Origin of the sequence: Alkalispirillum mobile (assembly GCF_003664325.1) — a bacterium.
In the GTDB taxonomy this organism is placed as follows: Bacteria; Pseudomonadota; Gammaproteobacteria; order Nitrococcales; family Halorhodospiraceae; genus Alkalilimnicola; species Alkalilimnicola mobilis.
Genome location: NZ_RCDA01000001.1, coordinates 33,430 through 48,494 on the forward strand (window position 1 = coordinate 33,430; position 15,065 = coordinate 48,494).

The 15,065-nt window shown below is 63.8% G+C and carries 10 protein-coding genes; 9 read left to right on the plus strand and 1 reads right to left on the minus strand.

What is annotated here, in order from left to right; all coding sequences use genetic code 11:
* Window positions 1-83 precede the first annotated feature (83 nt).
* The 4 genes from DFR31_RS00170 (at window position 84) to DFR31_RS00185 (ending at window position 7,440) form a co-directional block, all read left to right on the plus strand.
* Window positions 84-2,453 carry an ATP-binding protein gene (locus DFR31_RS00170; protein ID WP_121440655.1) on the plus strand — a complete coding sequence of 790 codons (2,370 nt, stop codon included), beginning with the start codon at window positions 84-86 and terminating at the stop codon, window positions 2,451-2,453.
* A 3-nt stretch (window positions 2,454-2,456) separates the two neighbouring features.
* A complete protein-coding gene (gene nosR / locus DFR31_RS00175; RefSeq protein ID WP_121440656.1) occupies window positions 2,457-3,818 on the plus strand; it encodes a response regulator c-di-GMP phosphodiesterase, NosR family in 1,362 nt (453 codons plus the stop codon).
* A gap of 4 nt (window positions 3,819-3,822) precedes the next feature.
* Window positions 3,823-5,961, plus strand: a complete 2,139-nt coding sequence (locus DFR31_RS00180; protein ID WP_170153546.1) for an EAL domain-containing protein — start codon at window positions 3,823-3,825, stop codon at window positions 5,959-5,961.
* An 81-nt stretch (window positions 5,962-6,042) separates the two neighbouring features.
* On the plus strand, window positions 6,043-7,440 hold the full coding sequence (locus DFR31_RS00185; protein ID WP_121440658.1) for a dihydrolipoyl dehydrogenase: 1,398 nt from the start codon (window positions 6,043-6,045) through the stop codon (window positions 7,438-7,440).
* Between the two features lie 103 nt (window positions 7,441-7,543).
* On the opposite strand, the gene DFR31_RS00190 is transcribed toward DFR31_RS00185, so the two are convergent.
* Window positions 7,544-8,017, minus strand: a complete 474-nt coding sequence (locus DFR31_RS00190) for a Crp/Fnr family transcriptional regulator (RefSeq protein ID WP_121440659.1) — start codon at window positions 8,015-8,017, stop codon at window positions 7,544-7,546.
* Window positions 8,018-8,278: 261 nt separating this feature from the next.
* On the opposite strand from DFR31_RS00190, the gene DFR31_RS00195 reads away from it, so the two are divergent.
* From DFR31_RS00195 to DFR31_RS00215, 5 genes are all read left to right on the plus strand, one after another.
* Window positions 8,279-8,584 carry an MTH1187 family thiamine-binding protein gene (locus DFR31_RS00195; RefSeq protein WP_121440660.1) on the plus strand — a complete coding sequence of 102 codons (306 nt, stop codon included), beginning with the start codon at window positions 8,279-8,281 and terminating at the stop codon, window positions 8,582-8,584.
* A complete protein-coding gene (locus DFR31_RS00200) occupies window positions 8,581-8,988 on the plus strand; it encodes a hypothetical protein (RefSeq protein WP_121440661.1) in 408 nt (135 codons plus the stop codon). Before DFR31_RS00195 ends, DFR31_RS00200 begins: the two co-directional genes overlap by 4 nt.
* Window positions 8,989-9,299: 311 nt before the next feature.
* Window positions 9,300-10,670: a KamA family radical SAM protein gene (locus tag DFR31_RS00205; protein ID WP_121440662.1), complete on the plus strand. Its 1,371-nt coding sequence runs from the start codon at window positions 9,300-9,302 to the stop codon at window positions 10,668-10,670.
* Between the two features lie 122 nt (window positions 10,671-10,792).
* Window positions 10,793-11,920: an efflux RND transporter periplasmic adaptor subunit gene (locus tag DFR31_RS00210; RefSeq protein WP_121440663.1), complete on the plus strand. Its 1,128-nt coding sequence runs from the start codon at window positions 10,793-10,795 to the stop codon at window positions 11,918-11,920.
* Window positions 11,921-11,926: 6 nt separating this feature from the next.
* A complete protein-coding gene (locus DFR31_RS00215; RefSeq protein ID WP_121440664.1) occupies window positions 11,927-15,037 on the plus strand; it encodes an efflux RND transporter permease subunit in 3,111 nt (1,036 codons plus the stop codon).
* Window positions 15,038-15,065 lie beyond the last annotated feature (28 nt).

The window sequence follows — 15,065 nt, forward strand, 5'->3', positions numbered from 1 at the left end:
TCATTTAATCAAGATCTAGGTTTTCGGCTCCTGTATCTGGCTTGCTGGATGCCCGGGGTACCTGTCGGAGTGTCCATGCCCCCATGAAAATCCGAATTCTGCTCGCCTTGCTGATCGGGGCGCTGGGGCTTTTAAGCCTCGGGTTTGCCGTTAAGCAATTGTTGGCCGCCAAGTCGACAGCGGAGTCGACTCAGCAGGCGAGGGATGCGAACGAGGTCGCCGTTCTGGCAAAGGATCTGGCCATCAGCCTGGCCCTGGAGCGCGGGCTATCCGTGTTTTTCGCGGCCCACCGGCAGGTCGGTCTTGCCACCGACGAGCAGGGCAATCTGCTACGGATCCAGGCGCGCAGTGATGCCCTGGCCGATGATCTGGCGGCGCAGCTGAGACAGTCTCACCCGTTCCTCTGGCTGGAGCTTGAGGAGCGGTTTATCCGGCACCGGCAGCAGATGGCCCAACTGCGTGAATCCCTCACCGAGCCGAATGCACAGCAGATAAATACCGCACGCTGGTATGCCAGGACCAGCGCCTACATAGATTTCGTACAGGGGCTGCGCAATGACGTGTTCATGGACACGATTAACCCGGGAGGGGAGGCCTGGCGTCTGATCCTGGTGCGCAACCATATCGTCTCCGCCACTGAATACATCGGCCGGCAGCGGGCGAGACTGACCGAGCACCTGGTGCTCCAATCAAGCACCGGACAGCATGAGTTATTGAGCGCCTCCCTTTACGGGTACCACGGCGCCGTCGAGCAGCAGCTCGCGGCAGCTCGCAGGCTCATCAGCATGCACCAGGACGCTGACGAACTGGAGCAGGGCCTGCAGCGAGGGAGGCAGACCTACGACCAGGAGGTCGCCACGGCGCTTTTCAAGGTCATCCGGGAGCACAGCCCGACCACGCGCCATTCCATTGTCCCCGGTGATTATTTCACGTCAGCCACCGAGAGCATCTTGGCGCTGAAGGCCTACGCGGACGAGTTGGGGGGGCGAATTGACCATCTGCTCCACCTCAGATACCAGGAGGCTCGCCGCCATGAGCAGTGGGGCTGGCTAGCGGTTCTGGGCACCGTCTTGGGTCTGAGTCTGGTGGTCCTTTTGCTGCACTTCCGGATCTTTCGCCCTCTGGGGGCTCTGGGCCGGGCCGCACGTCAGATACAGGCGGGCGACCTGGACCAACCCATCCTGTCGCCCGGCAGGGATGAGCTCTCCGACTTGGCAGGGCGCTTCGAGGCCATGCGCCGCACCCTGGCAAGGGATATCCGCCAGCGTGAAGCATTGCTGCTGCAGACCCAGCTGTTCCAGCGCGTAGTGGAGCAGACCACGGATCTGGTGGTCATCACGGATCGGGAAGGGCGTATCGAGTACGTGAACCCGGCATTTGAGGGGGTCACTGGCCTCACTGAGCAGGAGGTGCTCGGTCAGACGATGGCAGTGCTCAAATCGGAGGAACACGAGCAGGATTTCTACGACCGGCTTTGGGCTGGCCTGACCCGGGGGCATCCCTTCAACGGGACGATCATAAACCGTAACCGCGAGGGACGGCTGTTTTACGAGGACAAGACCATCGTACCGTTGCTCGACGGCGAAGGCCGGATCACCCACTTTGTCTCAACCGGAAGGGATGTGACCGAACGCCGAAACATGGAGCGTCAGCTGGTGCGGACCGAGAAGCTTGCCTCCCTGGGCCAACTGGCCGCCGGTGTGGCCCACGAGATCAACAGCCCGGTGGCCTACGTCTACTCCAATCTGGGCACATTGGGTCGCTATGTGGGCAGCGTCACACGGCTACTGGACCTTTACCAGGCCGGGGAGTCTTACCTGCCGCCGGAGCGTCAGGAGCAGTTGCAGGCCTTCAAGGAGGCAATCCAGTACGAGTTGATCCGCGAGGACCTGCCTGATCTGGTGCACGAGTCGCGGGAGGGGGCACAACGGGTCACCGCCATTGTCCGTGACCTCCGGCACTACTCCCGGGATGACAGCGGTGAGTTTCGGCTGGTCAGCCTCCGGTCCGGACTCGACAGCACCCTGAATATCGCTCGAAACGAACTCAAGTACCACGCCAGTATCGTGCGGGATTATCAGGCGCTGCCGGAGGTGGAGTGCATCCCTGGTCAGATCAATCAGGTCTTCCTCAACCTTCTGACGAACGCGGCACAGGCACTGGAGGGCGAAGGAACGATTACGGTGGCCACCCGGTCAGAGGGTGAATCGGTGGTGGTAAGTATCTCTGATACCGGCCGCGGTATTCCGCCCGACGCAATGGGCCGCATCTTCGAGCCCTTTTTCACCACCAAGGAGGTGGGTCGGGGTACGGGGCTTGGATTGCCGCTGGTACAGGCCATCGTGGAACGGCACCACGGTGACGTGGAGGTGGAAAGCACGCCGGGCGAGGGCAGTTGCTTCCGTGTCCGTCTGCCGGTCCGTCAGCCGGTAACCCAGGGGCAGGAGGAGTGAGGCATGGGTGAAGCGACCATGGACAAGACCACCCCGCGGGTCCTCTGCGTGGATGATGAGCCCCATATCCTGAGTGCCCTTCGGCGATTGCTGCGGGGCGCCGGTTTCGAACTGTTAGAGGCAAGCTCGGGACGGGAAGCGCTGGATCATGTGATGGCCAGCCCGGTAGACGCAGTGGTGTGCGACCTGCGGATGCCCGGGATGGATGGAATAGAAGTGCTGCGGGCCATCCGGGAGCAGTCCCCCTTCACCCAGCGCATCCTGCTCACTGGCCATGCGGACCTTGACTCGGCCATTAGCACGATTAACGAGGTGGGCGTTTTCCGGTACATCACCAAGCCGTGGGAGGACCACGACCTCTCCCAGGCGGTGGATCAGGCCGTGAGGCTGCGCCAGCTGGAGCGGGACCGGACGCGGCTCCTGTCCGTGACCCGGGCTCAGAACCGCCAGCTCAAGACGTTGAACGCGGAGTTGGAAGAGCGGGTGGAGCAGCGAACAGGGGAATTGCGCCGTGCCTTACTGAGCCTCAAGCGGGCCCATCGTGAACTGGATGTGGGCTTCAAGACCATGGTCATGGTCTTCTCGCGCCTGTCGGAACTGCACGAGTCGCAGATGCAGGGCCACAATCAGCGGGTGGCCGAGACCGCGCTGGAGCTGGCAATTCGCCTGGGGTTCGAGCCCCAGGCGGCAGAGGATATCTACCTTGCTGGCCTGCTCCACGATATCGGGCGGATCGCCATCCCGAATGAACTGTCCGTTACACCCTGGAGCCGGTTGAGCGTGCGCCAGCGCCAGTGGGTGGGGGAGCACCCCGTGATCGGACAAGGTCTGCTCATGGGCGTGGACCGGCTGGAGGTGCCGGCGCGCCTGGTGCGCCATCACCAGGAGCATTTCGACGGCACTGGTGCTCCGGATCGACTGCGGGGCGAGAATATCCCCGCTGGTGCCCGAGTGTTGTGCATTGCCAACGATTACGACCGGCTCCGGCTGGGGCTCATGCTGCCCCGTCGGCTTGGCAGGGACGAAGCGCGCACTTTCCTGCGGGCCCAGGCCGGCAAGCGGTATGACCCGGCGTTCGTGGATGCCTTTATCGACTGGCTGGACGAGACCGCACGGGACACACCGGTACCCGAACTGGAATTAACCTTGAGCCAGCTCCGCCCGGGTATGACCCTTTCCCGTAACCTGGTGACCGGGGACGATTTCCTTTTGCTCTCAAGGGGTCACGAGATCAGTGCGCACCTGATCGAGCGTTTGCGCGCCTTTGAACGCGATCAGAAGGAACTGATCACCGTCTTTGTATTAGACCCGGAGGCCGAGGAGGATGAACTCGCCCCTCGTCCCACTGCCCATCGGAGCCACTAATCACATGACATCGGAGAATCCGGAATGTCCGGGGCGCGCGTCAGCATCGGCAGCCCTGGGCCGCCTGAAGCAGGCCGCATTGGATATCAGCACGACCGCGGTGGTGTTGGTGGATTATCGGCAATCTGATCAGCCCGTGGTCTACGTCAACCGCGCCTTTGAGATGCTCACCGGTTACGCCGCGGCGGAGGTTGTGGGTAGAAACTGTCGCTTTCTTCAGGGAAACGGGGTGGATGTCGACGCGCGGGAACTGGACAAGATCCGCCAAGCGCTGAACGAAGGGGACGAGGGGTGGGCGATCCTGGCCAATCAGTGCAAGGACGGTACACCCTTCTGGAATGAGTTGCAGATCGCGCCGCTTCGGGATGATCGGGGCGCGATCACGCACTACGTGGGATACCTTTCCGATATCACGCAGTTGAAGAGCAACGAGGAGCTACTTGCCCACCATTTCACCCACGACACCCTCACCCAACTGCCGAACCGGCAACTGCTGCTGGACCGGACTGAGCAGGCCATTGCCAGTGCCAACCGCACCGAGCAATCGGTGGCGCTGGTCCACCTGGACCTGGACCAGTTTCATCTGGTCAACGAAGGCTTGGGCCGGTGGGCCGGTGACCAGGTATTGGTGAGTATCGGGGAGCGTCTGCGTCAGAACCTGCGCACTTCGGATACGGTGGCTCGGACCTCGTCTGACCAGTTCGCGATCCTGCTTACCAACCTCGAGCAGGAGGCAGACGTGGCGCCGGCCTGCGATTGCATCCTGCAGGTGGTAAGACGACCGGTCTCTCTGGGAGAGGTTGGTGAGCGGTCCATAACGGCCAGCATGGGGGTGGCGGTGTATCCCCGCGACGGTACCACGGCTGATGCGCTGAGTGAGGCGGCGGAAGTGGCCATGGCTGATGCCAAACGCGGCGGCGACAACCATTACCGCTACTTCACCGAGGAATTGAACCGGCGCGCAGCAGAACGACTGCGGCTGGAGGAACGGCTTCGTGTTGGACTCGCGGAAGACCGGATCCAGACCTGGTTCCAACCGAAGGTGGACTTTCAGACAGGGGAGGTGGTTGGTGTCGAGGCCCTCGTCCGTTGGCAGGATCCGGAATGGGGATGGATCACCCCTGACCGGTTCATCCCGGTGGCGGAGAGCGTAGGACTGATCGACGTCGTGACAGAGCGGGTGATCAGGGCGTGTGGCCAACTGCACCAACGGTTCCAGCGGGCCTGTCTGTCGCCAATTGCCTTTGCAATCAATCTCTCGCCGCGGCTCTTCCAGAGGCCGGACATCACCCGCACGCTGTTGCACTGGTTTCAGGAATACCAGTTACCTCCCGAGCGCGTCTTCCTCGAGATCACCGAGAGCCTGCTGGTAGACGATGAGGTCCTGGCTGGCAAGGTGCTGCATGAACTGCGGCGCAACGGGATCAGCATCTCGTTGGATGACTTCGGTACGGGCTACTCCAACCTCTCCTACCTGCGCTCGATACCGGTGGACGAGCTGAAGATCGACAAGTTGTTCATGGGCGAGTTGACCCGGGAGGTGGGTAACGCGGCTATCGTGAACAGTATCATCGCCCTGGGGCACAACCTGGGGATGCGGGTGGTCGCAGAGGGGGTGGAGACCGAAGCGCAGGTGCGTTATCTCCGGGCCCGGGGCTGCGACCTGCTGCAAGGCTACCACTTTAGCCCGGCGGTGCCGGCGGACGGGCTGCTGGAAATGCGCCTGGAGAACCAGGTAATGGCCACCGGGTCCGGTCAGACCGACGAGCGGCGGCCAACCGTGCTGCTGGTGGACGATGAGCCCAACGTGCTTAAGGCGCTGCGGCGGGTGCTGACGCCGGAGGGCTATCGCATCCTCATTGCGGGCAGCGGTGAGCAGGCCCTGGAGGTGCTGGCCTTGGAGCAGGTGGAGGTGCTGATCACCGATCAGCGCATGCCCGGGATGAGTGGCACGGAACTGCTCTCCCGCGTCCGGCGGCTCTACCCCGACACCCTGCGTATCGTGCTCAGCGGCTATGCTGAGCTGGAGAGCCTGACGGATGCGATTAACCAGGGGGCGATTTACAAGTACCTGACCAAGCCCTGGGAGGATGACGACCTGCGTGCCCTGCTGCGCGAGGCGCTTCGAGAGCGGGTCGATTAAACATATTCAATAATGTTAAAGTAAGCGCATCGACAGGCCGGCGGGCCTGTTCCCCTGACGTTTCCTGTTTAGGAGGAAGGCATGCGCGAGATTGAAGTCGATGTGGCGGTCATTGGTGCGGGGTCCGCGGGGCTTCGCGCCTACCGCAACGCCCGGCAGCACGCGGACCAGGTGGTTCTGATCGAGGGCGGGGAGTACGGCACCACCTGCGCCCGGGTTGGGTGTATGCCCAGCAAGCTGCTCATCGCCGCGGCTGAATCGGCCCACCACGCCCGGGGCGCGGACAAGTTCGGCATCCGGGTCAGTGATGTCCAGGTGGACGGCCGCGCGGTAATGGAACGGGTCCGCACCGAGCGGGATCGCTTTGTCGGCAAGGCCACGGCGATGACCCGCAAGATCCCGGAGGAGGACCGGTTGCATGGGCACGCCCGGTTCGAGGACCGCAACACCCTGCGGGTGGGGGACGACCTGCGGGTCCGCGCCCGCAGCGTGGTCATTGCCACCGGTTCCCGCCCCAATGTGCTGCCCCTGTTCGAGGGTCTGGGTGATCGGCTGGTGGTCAACGACGATGTCTTTGACTGGCAGGTGCTGCCGGAGTCGGTGGTGGTTTTCGGCCCGGGCATCATCGGCCTGGAGCTGGGGCAGGCGCTGGCTCGCCTGGGTGTGCGCATTCGCATGTTCGGCCTGGGTGGTTTTGTTGGCCCGCTGACCGATCCGGACGTCAAGGCGATGGCGGAGCAGCACTTCCAGTCCGAGTTTCCGCTGGATGCCGACGCTCGGGTGGAGTCGGTGGCCCGCGACGGCGATGCAGTGGTAGTGCGCTTCCAGGATGCAGACGGTGAGGTGCGGGAAGAGCGCTTCGAGTACCTGCTCGCCGCCACCGGGCGCCGGCCTAATGTTGACCAACTGGCGATTGAGAACGCTGATCTGCCCATGGATGACAAGGGCATGCCGGTGTACGACCGCTACACCATGCAGTGCAGCGACACCAGCGTGTTTATCGCCGGCGATGCCAACAATTATCTGCCGTTGCTCCACGAGGCGGCAGACGAGGGCGTCATCGCCGGCCGAAATGCCGCCCGTTTCCCGGACGTGGCGCCCGGGCACCGCCATTGCCCGCTGAGCATTGTCTTCACGGACCCGCAGATTGCCATGGTGGGCTATGCCCGTGGCGAGTTAGAGGAGGGCAGCTACGCGGTGGGTGAGCTGGATTTCAGTGCCCAGGCCCGTGCCCGCGTGATGGGCGAGGACCACGGCCTGATGCGGGTTTACGGCAGTTACGCCGATGGCCGTTTCCTGGGCGCCGAGATCTTCGGCCCGCGAGCGGAACATATGGGCCACTTGTTGGCCTGGTGCCAGGAGCAGGGCATGACCGTAGCGGAGATGATCGACAAGCCCTATTACCACCCCGTGTTGGAGGAGGGGCTGCGTAACGCCCTGCAACAATTGCAGCAGGCCCTGCAGGAGGGGCGGGGTTAAGGCGCAGTGGGCGTGCCCACCGGCTTGGCCTCAACGGAAAACGCCCGCGCTCGTGAGACCGCGGGCGTTTTTGCGCCTGAAGGGTGGCGCCGCTAACGGCAGTTCAGGCGAAGCCTGGCGGGTTCCACTCGTCCATCATCCTGCGCCGGGCCGCGTCCAGCCGCTCCGACATCAGGCTGGCGAAGCGTTTCAGCACGATGTAGCCCAACTCCGGGTGCTTCTCACACTGCTCGCGGATGGTCTCCCCGTCGAACTCCACCAGGCGGGTGGGAGCTTCGGCGCGAGCCTGGAAGCTCCAACGGAACGGCGGGATCAGCCAGGACCAGCCAAGAATCTCCCCCGCTTCCAGGTTCTGGACCTCCAGCGAGGGCCCCTCGATAGCAGGGACCTCGATAGTGATCCGGCCATCCTGCAGCAGGTAGAAGTGGCTGGCCGGGTCTCCGCGCTCAAACAAGACCTCGTCCTTGTCCAGAGACTTCTCGCCGGCGTGCCCTGCCAGCAGGTCCAACACGGCGTCGTCCAAACCCTCGAAGAACGCCTGGTCGGCAAGCATCTGCTTGATCTGTGCCTTGGTCACGGTGCTACCTCCTTTTCTGGCCCGGCCCGCACGCGATCCCACCCAAAGCCGCAGCCACGGGCCTGCGCGGTGTGCCTTATTAGTTTGAGTCCGGGGGGAAGCAAGGTGTTCCCTGCGCGGACCGGCCTTTGTGCTTGATGTCTTTCCCAGCCTAGACTAACGACTCACCTCTGTAACCTGCCGCCGGGGTGGTAAAAGCGCACGGCAGCGGGTGCCGAGGCTTTTGATGGTGCCGGCTTGGCGGCCGGCCGGGAGGCAAGCATGAAAGTAAGCGTAGACCTGTGTGTGGTGCCCCTGGGAGCGGGTGTTTCTCTGGGGGAGTACATCGCGGCGTGTGAGCGCGTGCTCAAGGAGGCGGGCCTGGCCCACGAGCTTCACCCTTACGGCACCAACGTGGAAGGCGACTGGGATGAGGTGTTCGCCGCCGTGCGCCGGTGCCATGAAGTGGTTCACGATATGGGCGCCCCCCGCATCTTTACCACGCTGAAGGTGGGAACGCGGACCGATCGGGAGCAGTCCATGAAAGACAAGGTCGATAGCGTGCGTCAGCATCTGGGCGAAGCATGAGCCTGTTCCGCGTCGTTTTTCCGGCGGAGAGCCGGCGATTGCCGGCGCAGCGGTGGATCAACATAGGGTTGCGGTCGCTACATCTGCTCGGGACGGCCGGCCTGGGTGGGGCGTACCTTTATCAGGCGCCGGAAAGCGCGTGGCTGCCTTACTTTTGGCTGGCCATGGTTTCCGGCGTGCTGATGGCGCTGATCCACGTCTGGAATAACGGCGTGTGGCTGATCCAGGTGCGGGGTCTGGCCATTCTGTTCAAGCTGCTGCTCTTGGCGCTGATCGGCTGGCTCGAGGGGGCTGATCTGCCGCTGTTCATACTGGTGATCCTGATCTCCGGGGTGATCGCCCACGCCCCGGGGGACCTTCGGTACTACTCCCCCTGGCACGGGAGGCGGGTGGAAAAACTCTAGATTAATGTGAGTTGTGTCACATACTGGTGCTGCGAGCACTTGCCGTGGCGGAGGCATATGCATACCCTCAGCGGTTCGTCTGCGTGGCCGACTTCAAGCGAGGCCGCAACGGACCTGGATGCGGCCGCTGGTTAATGCCGCAGTCCAGGCCTATCTCTTCGCGGGCGTTACGGGGCGGAGCCGCTTCGGGCGCCAATGTTCGACACCTGTTCCGGGTGCCGTTCCGGGTTTCTGGGAGGTCAACTGCGTGTCCGCCATGAGCGGGCAGGGCCGGGCCTTCGCTGACACCCGCGATATGTGGGAGGAAGATTATGAGCCAAATGCTTCCGCTGCGTCCCGTTGGTCGGGATGGAACATTTGAAGCGCGTCGTTTCCAGGTGTTTACGGCCCGCAACATGGACAAGATTCCCGGGCTGGATCGGATGCCCGAGGAAGAGCGCTTTGCCATGAGAGTGGTGGCCAACGTGCTGCCCTTCCGTGTCAATGAGTACGTGATCAATGAGCTTATTGATTGGGAAAAAGCACCCGACGACCCGATTTACCAGCTCACCATCCCCCAGCGCGGTATGCTGGCCCCGGAGCTGTTCGACCGCATGGCCGACGTGCTGCGCCGCGAGGCCCCGCGCGAAGAGGTCAACCGCGTGGCCTGGGAGATCCGCAACGAGCTGAACCCCCATCCGGCGGGCCAGATGAAGCTCAACGTTCCGGAGCACGAGGGCGACAAGCTGGAGGGCATGCAGCACAAGTACAACGAGACGGTGCTGTTCTTCCCCAGCCAGGGCCAGGTGTGCCACTCCTACTGCACCTTCTGCTTCCGCTGGGCGCAGTTCGTCGGTGACAAGGACCTGCAGTTCGCCTCCAACGAGGCGGAGCAGCTGCACGCTTACCTGCGCTCGCACCACGAGGTCAGCGACCTGCTGCTCACCGGTGGCGACCCGATGGTCATGAAGACCAAGAAGCTGGAAAGCTACCTGGACCCACTGCTGTCCGACGACCTGGCGCACGTTCAGACGGTACGCCTCGGGACCAAGGCCCTGACCTTCTGGCCCTACCGTTTCGTCACTGACAAGGACGCGGACGATCTGCTGCGGCTGTTCGAGCGGTTGGTGAACGCGGGCCGCCACGTGGCGCTGATGGCGCACTACAACCATCCGCAGGAGATCTCCACCCCGATCGCCGAGGAGGCGATCCGGCGTATCCGTGATACCGGCGTGGAGATTCGTGCCCAGGGCCCGCTGCTGGCGCACATCAACGACGACAGCGCGGCCTGGGCCGAGCTGTGGCGCAAGCAGGTCCGGTTGGGCATTATCCCCTATTACATGTTTGTCGAGCGCGACACCGGCGCCCGCCACTACTTCGAGGTGCCTTTGGCGCGCGCCTGGGAGATCTACCGCGAGGCCATGAAGCAGGTGTCCGGCCTGAGCCGCACCGCCCGCGGGCCCTCCATGAGCGCCGGCCCCGGCAAGGTGGAGGTCCAGGGTGTGGCCGAAGTGCACGGCGAGAAAGTGTTCGTGCTCCGCTTCATTCAGGGGCGCAACCCGGACTGGGTGCAGCGGCCCTTCTTTGCCAAGTTCGATCCCGAGGCCACCTGGCTGGATCAGTTGCAACCGGCCTTTGGCGAGGATAAGTTCTTCTTTCAGGATGAGTACGACGCCATGCTGGCGTCCGTAGAGTCCGACTAACAGCCGCTCCCTCCCGATCCCCCGTCCCGCGGGGGATCGTTGCTGGGGAGCCGGTTACGACCGCGGCCGCATCACGCGGCCCGGTGCCGGGTTTTCCCTGTCTCGCGAGGCACCCCCCAGCTATGCGTATTGGTTTACAGGTCGTTGTGCTCGCCATCCTGCTGCTACTGGGCGGCGCCGCCTGGTACGCGCTCATCCTGCTGGGTGGTGAAGGCGATGGCGATCAACGCCCGTCCATGGCGGCTGCCGTGCAGATCGCCGCCGTGGAACGTCAGGAGATCCTCCGAACCGTGGAGTCGGTGGGCTCCACCCGCGCCCTTGAGTCGGTGAACGTGACGCCCGAGGTGTCCGGCCGGGTCACTACCATCCATTTCCAGGAGGGCGACCGCGTCAGCGAAAATGAGGTGCTGGTCAGTCTGGATGACAGCAGTTACCGGGCGCGACTGGCGGAAGCCCTGGCCACTTACGATGATGCCCGGGCCCAGTTCACCCGGGCGGAGCGCCTGCGCCAGACCAACAACATCTCCCAGTCGGAACTGGACCAGCGCGAGGCGGCCATGAAGGTGGCTGATGCGCAGGTGCAGGTGGCCCGCGCGGAACTGCGGGATCGCCAGATTCGCGCGCCCTTCGACGGTATCACCGGGCTCCGCGAGGTGAGCCGTGGTGCATACGTCAATACCGATACTGTTATCACTACCCTGGACGACCTTCAGCAGCTGCGGCTCGACTTCTCCGTACCGGAGCGTTTTCTGCCGGGGCTGCGGGCAGGCATGTCGGTGCAGGTGCGCAGCGATGGCTTTGACGAGACCTTCGACGGGGAGGTGAAGCGGCTGGATAGCCGGGTGAATCCGGTGACCCGCACCCTGCGCATCCAGGCTGAACTGGACAATGAAGATGGCCGTCTGCGCCCTGGCATGTTCATGAACGTGGATCTGGTACTGGACCGCGACCCCGATGCCCTGGTGGTACCCGAAGAGGCCCTGTTGCTGGAGGGCGATCGCAAGTACGTGTATGTGTGGCTGCCGGCGGACGAGGAGGACGAGACGGACCGGGTTCGGCAACAGGCCGTGTCCACGGGCCTGCGCCGCGGGGGCACCGTGCAGGTCACCGAGGGCCTGGAAGGGGATGAATACGTCGTGCGTTCCGGTCTGCAGCGGCTACGTGACGGCGCCGAGGTGCGGGTGCTGAACCCGCCGGATGGAGATGACGACGACGCGGTCGCGGCAGCCAGCCCCGCCGCGGGAGGCTGACCAGCCGTGGTTCTCTCCGACATCTCCGTCAAACGTCCGGTGCTGGCCACGGTGATCAGCATGATCATCGTCGTTCTTGGCATCGCCTCCTTGAGCCAACTGCCCGTCCGCGAGTATCCGGACATCGACCCGCCGGTCGTCTCGGTGACCACCACGTATACCGGGGCCGCACCCCAGGTCATCGATAACGAAATCACCGAGGTGATCGAGTCTGCGGTCAGTGGCGTGGACGGGATCCGCAACATCACCTCCGAAAGCCGCGACGGACGCGGCGAGACCACCATCGAGTTCCGCACCACCCGGGACGTGGACAACGCCGCTAACGATGTCCGTGATGCCATCAACCGGGTGCTGGATGATCTGCCCGATGGCGCCGATCAACCGGTGGTGGCGAAGGCAGACGCCGACGCCCGACCGATGATGTGGATCACCCTCAGCTCCGACACCTGGAGTCCGGAGGAGGTAAGCGACTACGCCGACCGCTTCCTGGTGGACCGACTCTCCGTGCTGGACGGTGTCTCCGACATCTTCATCGGCGGTGAGCGCCGCTACGCCATGCGCGTCTGGCTGGACCGACGTGCCATGGCCGCCCGGGACATCACCGTGGCCGATGTCGAGGAGGCCTTGCGCGCCAACAATGTGGAACTGCCCGCGGGCCGGGTGGAGTCCACCATGCGGGATCTCACCGTCCGTACCGACACCCGTCTGGCCGAGCCGGAGGAGTTCGAGAGGCTGGTGATCCAGCGCACCGACGATTACCTGGTGCGACTCGGAGAGGTGGCCGAGGTGGAGCGCGGGGTGGAGGACGATGACACCAACCTGCGTATGAATGACCAGACTGCCATCGGGCTGGGCATCCTGCGGCAGTCTCAGGCCAACACCATCGCCGTCTCCGACCGCGTGCAGGAGGAGATGGAACGCATTCAGGCGAGCCTGCCTGATGGCATGGAGATGGTCATCGGCTACGACCAGTCGGTGTTCGTCCGCGACTCCATCCGCGAGGTAGTGAGGACGCTGCTGATCGCAGTGGGTCTGGTGATCCTGACCATTTTCATCTTCCTGCGTAGCCTGCGCGCCACGCTGATCCCGTCGGTCACCATACCGGTAGCGGTCATCGGCGCCTTTACCGTGATGGCGCCGCTGGGCTTTTCAATCAACGTGCTGACGCTGCTCGCCCTCATTCTCGCCATCGGGCTGGTGGTGGATGATGCCATCGTCATGCTGGAGAACATCCAGCGGCGAATCGACGATGGTGAGCCACCCCTGCTCGCTGCTTATCGCGGCGCCCGCCAGGTGGCGTTTGCCATTATCGCCACCACCGTCACCTTGATTGCGGTGTTCGTGCCCATCTCATTCATGGAGGGCAACGTCGGCAGGCTGTTTACCGAGTTCGGCTTCGTGCTGGCGGCGGCGGTGGCGTTTTCGTCTCTGGTGGCCCTGACGCTGGCGCCAATGCTCTGCTCCAAGTGGCTGAAGAGCAGCAGTGACCAGCCCGGGCGGCTCAAGCAGGCCACTGACCGGGCATTTGACGGGCTGACCAATGGCTATCGTTGGGTGTTGCAGCGCTCCTTGAACATGCCGGTAGTGGTGCTGGGGGTGGCAGGGCTGTTCGCCGGCACCGCTATCACCCTGTTCCAGGCGCTGCCGCAGGAACTGACCCCCACCGAGGACCGAGGGGTGTTCATGGTGCCGGCCATGGCGCCGGAGGGCGCTACCTCCCGCGCTCTGGACGAGAGCCTGAAGGAGATTGAGGACCTGTTGGCCCCCCTGCGGGATGAGACCGGCGAGGCCTTCCGCATCCTCTCCATTGGCGGTTTCCGCGGGGTCGGTAACCGAGGTTTCGTGATTGTCGGTCTGTCACCCTGGGCGGAGCGGGATCGGCGGCAGCAGGACATCGTCGCCGAGATGATGCCGCAGATCATGAGTGTGCCCGGGGTCCAGGCCTTTGCCGTCAATCCGCCCGGGTTGGGGCAGAGTGGTTTTGATCAGCCGGTCCAGTTCGTGATCGGCGGCAACGAGTATGGTGACGTGGCCGAGTGGGGGGAGCGGGTGCTGGAACGGGCCCGGGAGGAGAACCCGCGCCTGCTCAACCCGGACATGGACTACGAAGAGACCCGACCGCAGATTCAGGTGAGTGTGAATCGTGAGCGCGCGGCCGATCTGGACATCCCGATCGATGTCATCGGCAGTACCCTGCAGACCATGATGGCCTCCCGCGACGTGACCACCTATCTCGACCGGGGCCGCGAGTACGACGTCATGCTGCAGGCCCGCGACGAGGCCCGCGCAAGCCCTGATGATCTCAGCAACATCTTCATCCGTTCCGGGGTCAACAGCGATCTGATCCCCCTCTCCAGTCTGATCACCCTGCGAGAGGAGGGGGCGCCGCCCACCCTGAACCGGGTGGACCGGCTGCCGGCAGTGACCATCACCGCCTCGCTGGCCGATGGCTACGACCTGGGCAGCGCCCTGGAATACCTGAACCAGGTGGCCGCGGAGGAGTTGCCGCCCGAGTCCCGGATCAGTTACCTGGGCCTTTCCGATGAGTTCATGGAGACCTCCGGGGCCCTGATGCTGACCTTCGCGCTGGCGCTGCTCATCGTCTTCCTGGTGCTGTCGGCGCAGTTCGAGAGCTTTATCCACCCGCTGATCATCCTGGTGGCCGTGCCACTGGCGGTGACCGGCGCACTCGCGGCATTGTTCGTCAGCGGGCTGACACTCAATATCTACAGCCAGATCGGCATGATCCTGCTGATCGGGCTGATGGCGAAGAACGGTATCCTGATCGTCGAGTTCGCCAATCAGATGCGCGACAAAGGGCTGTCGGTTCGGGAGGCGATACTGGAGGGGGCAACGCTGCGCTTCCGGCCGGTCTTGATGACTGCTATCTCGACCATCTTCGGTGCGCTGCCCCTGGTCATGGCCTTTGGTGCCGGCGCGGAGAGCCGCATGGCCATTGGCACCGTGATCATCGGCGGGATGAGCTTCGCCTCAGTGCTCACCCTGGTGGTCATCCCGGTGCTTTACGACCTGCTGGCCCGCTTTACCACGCCGGTCAACGCCGTGGCCGAGGAGTTGAAGGCGCTGGGCGCGGAGGAGCCGGCGACCAACCGCTGAATCGGCGGTCAAACAGGGTATCGGACGT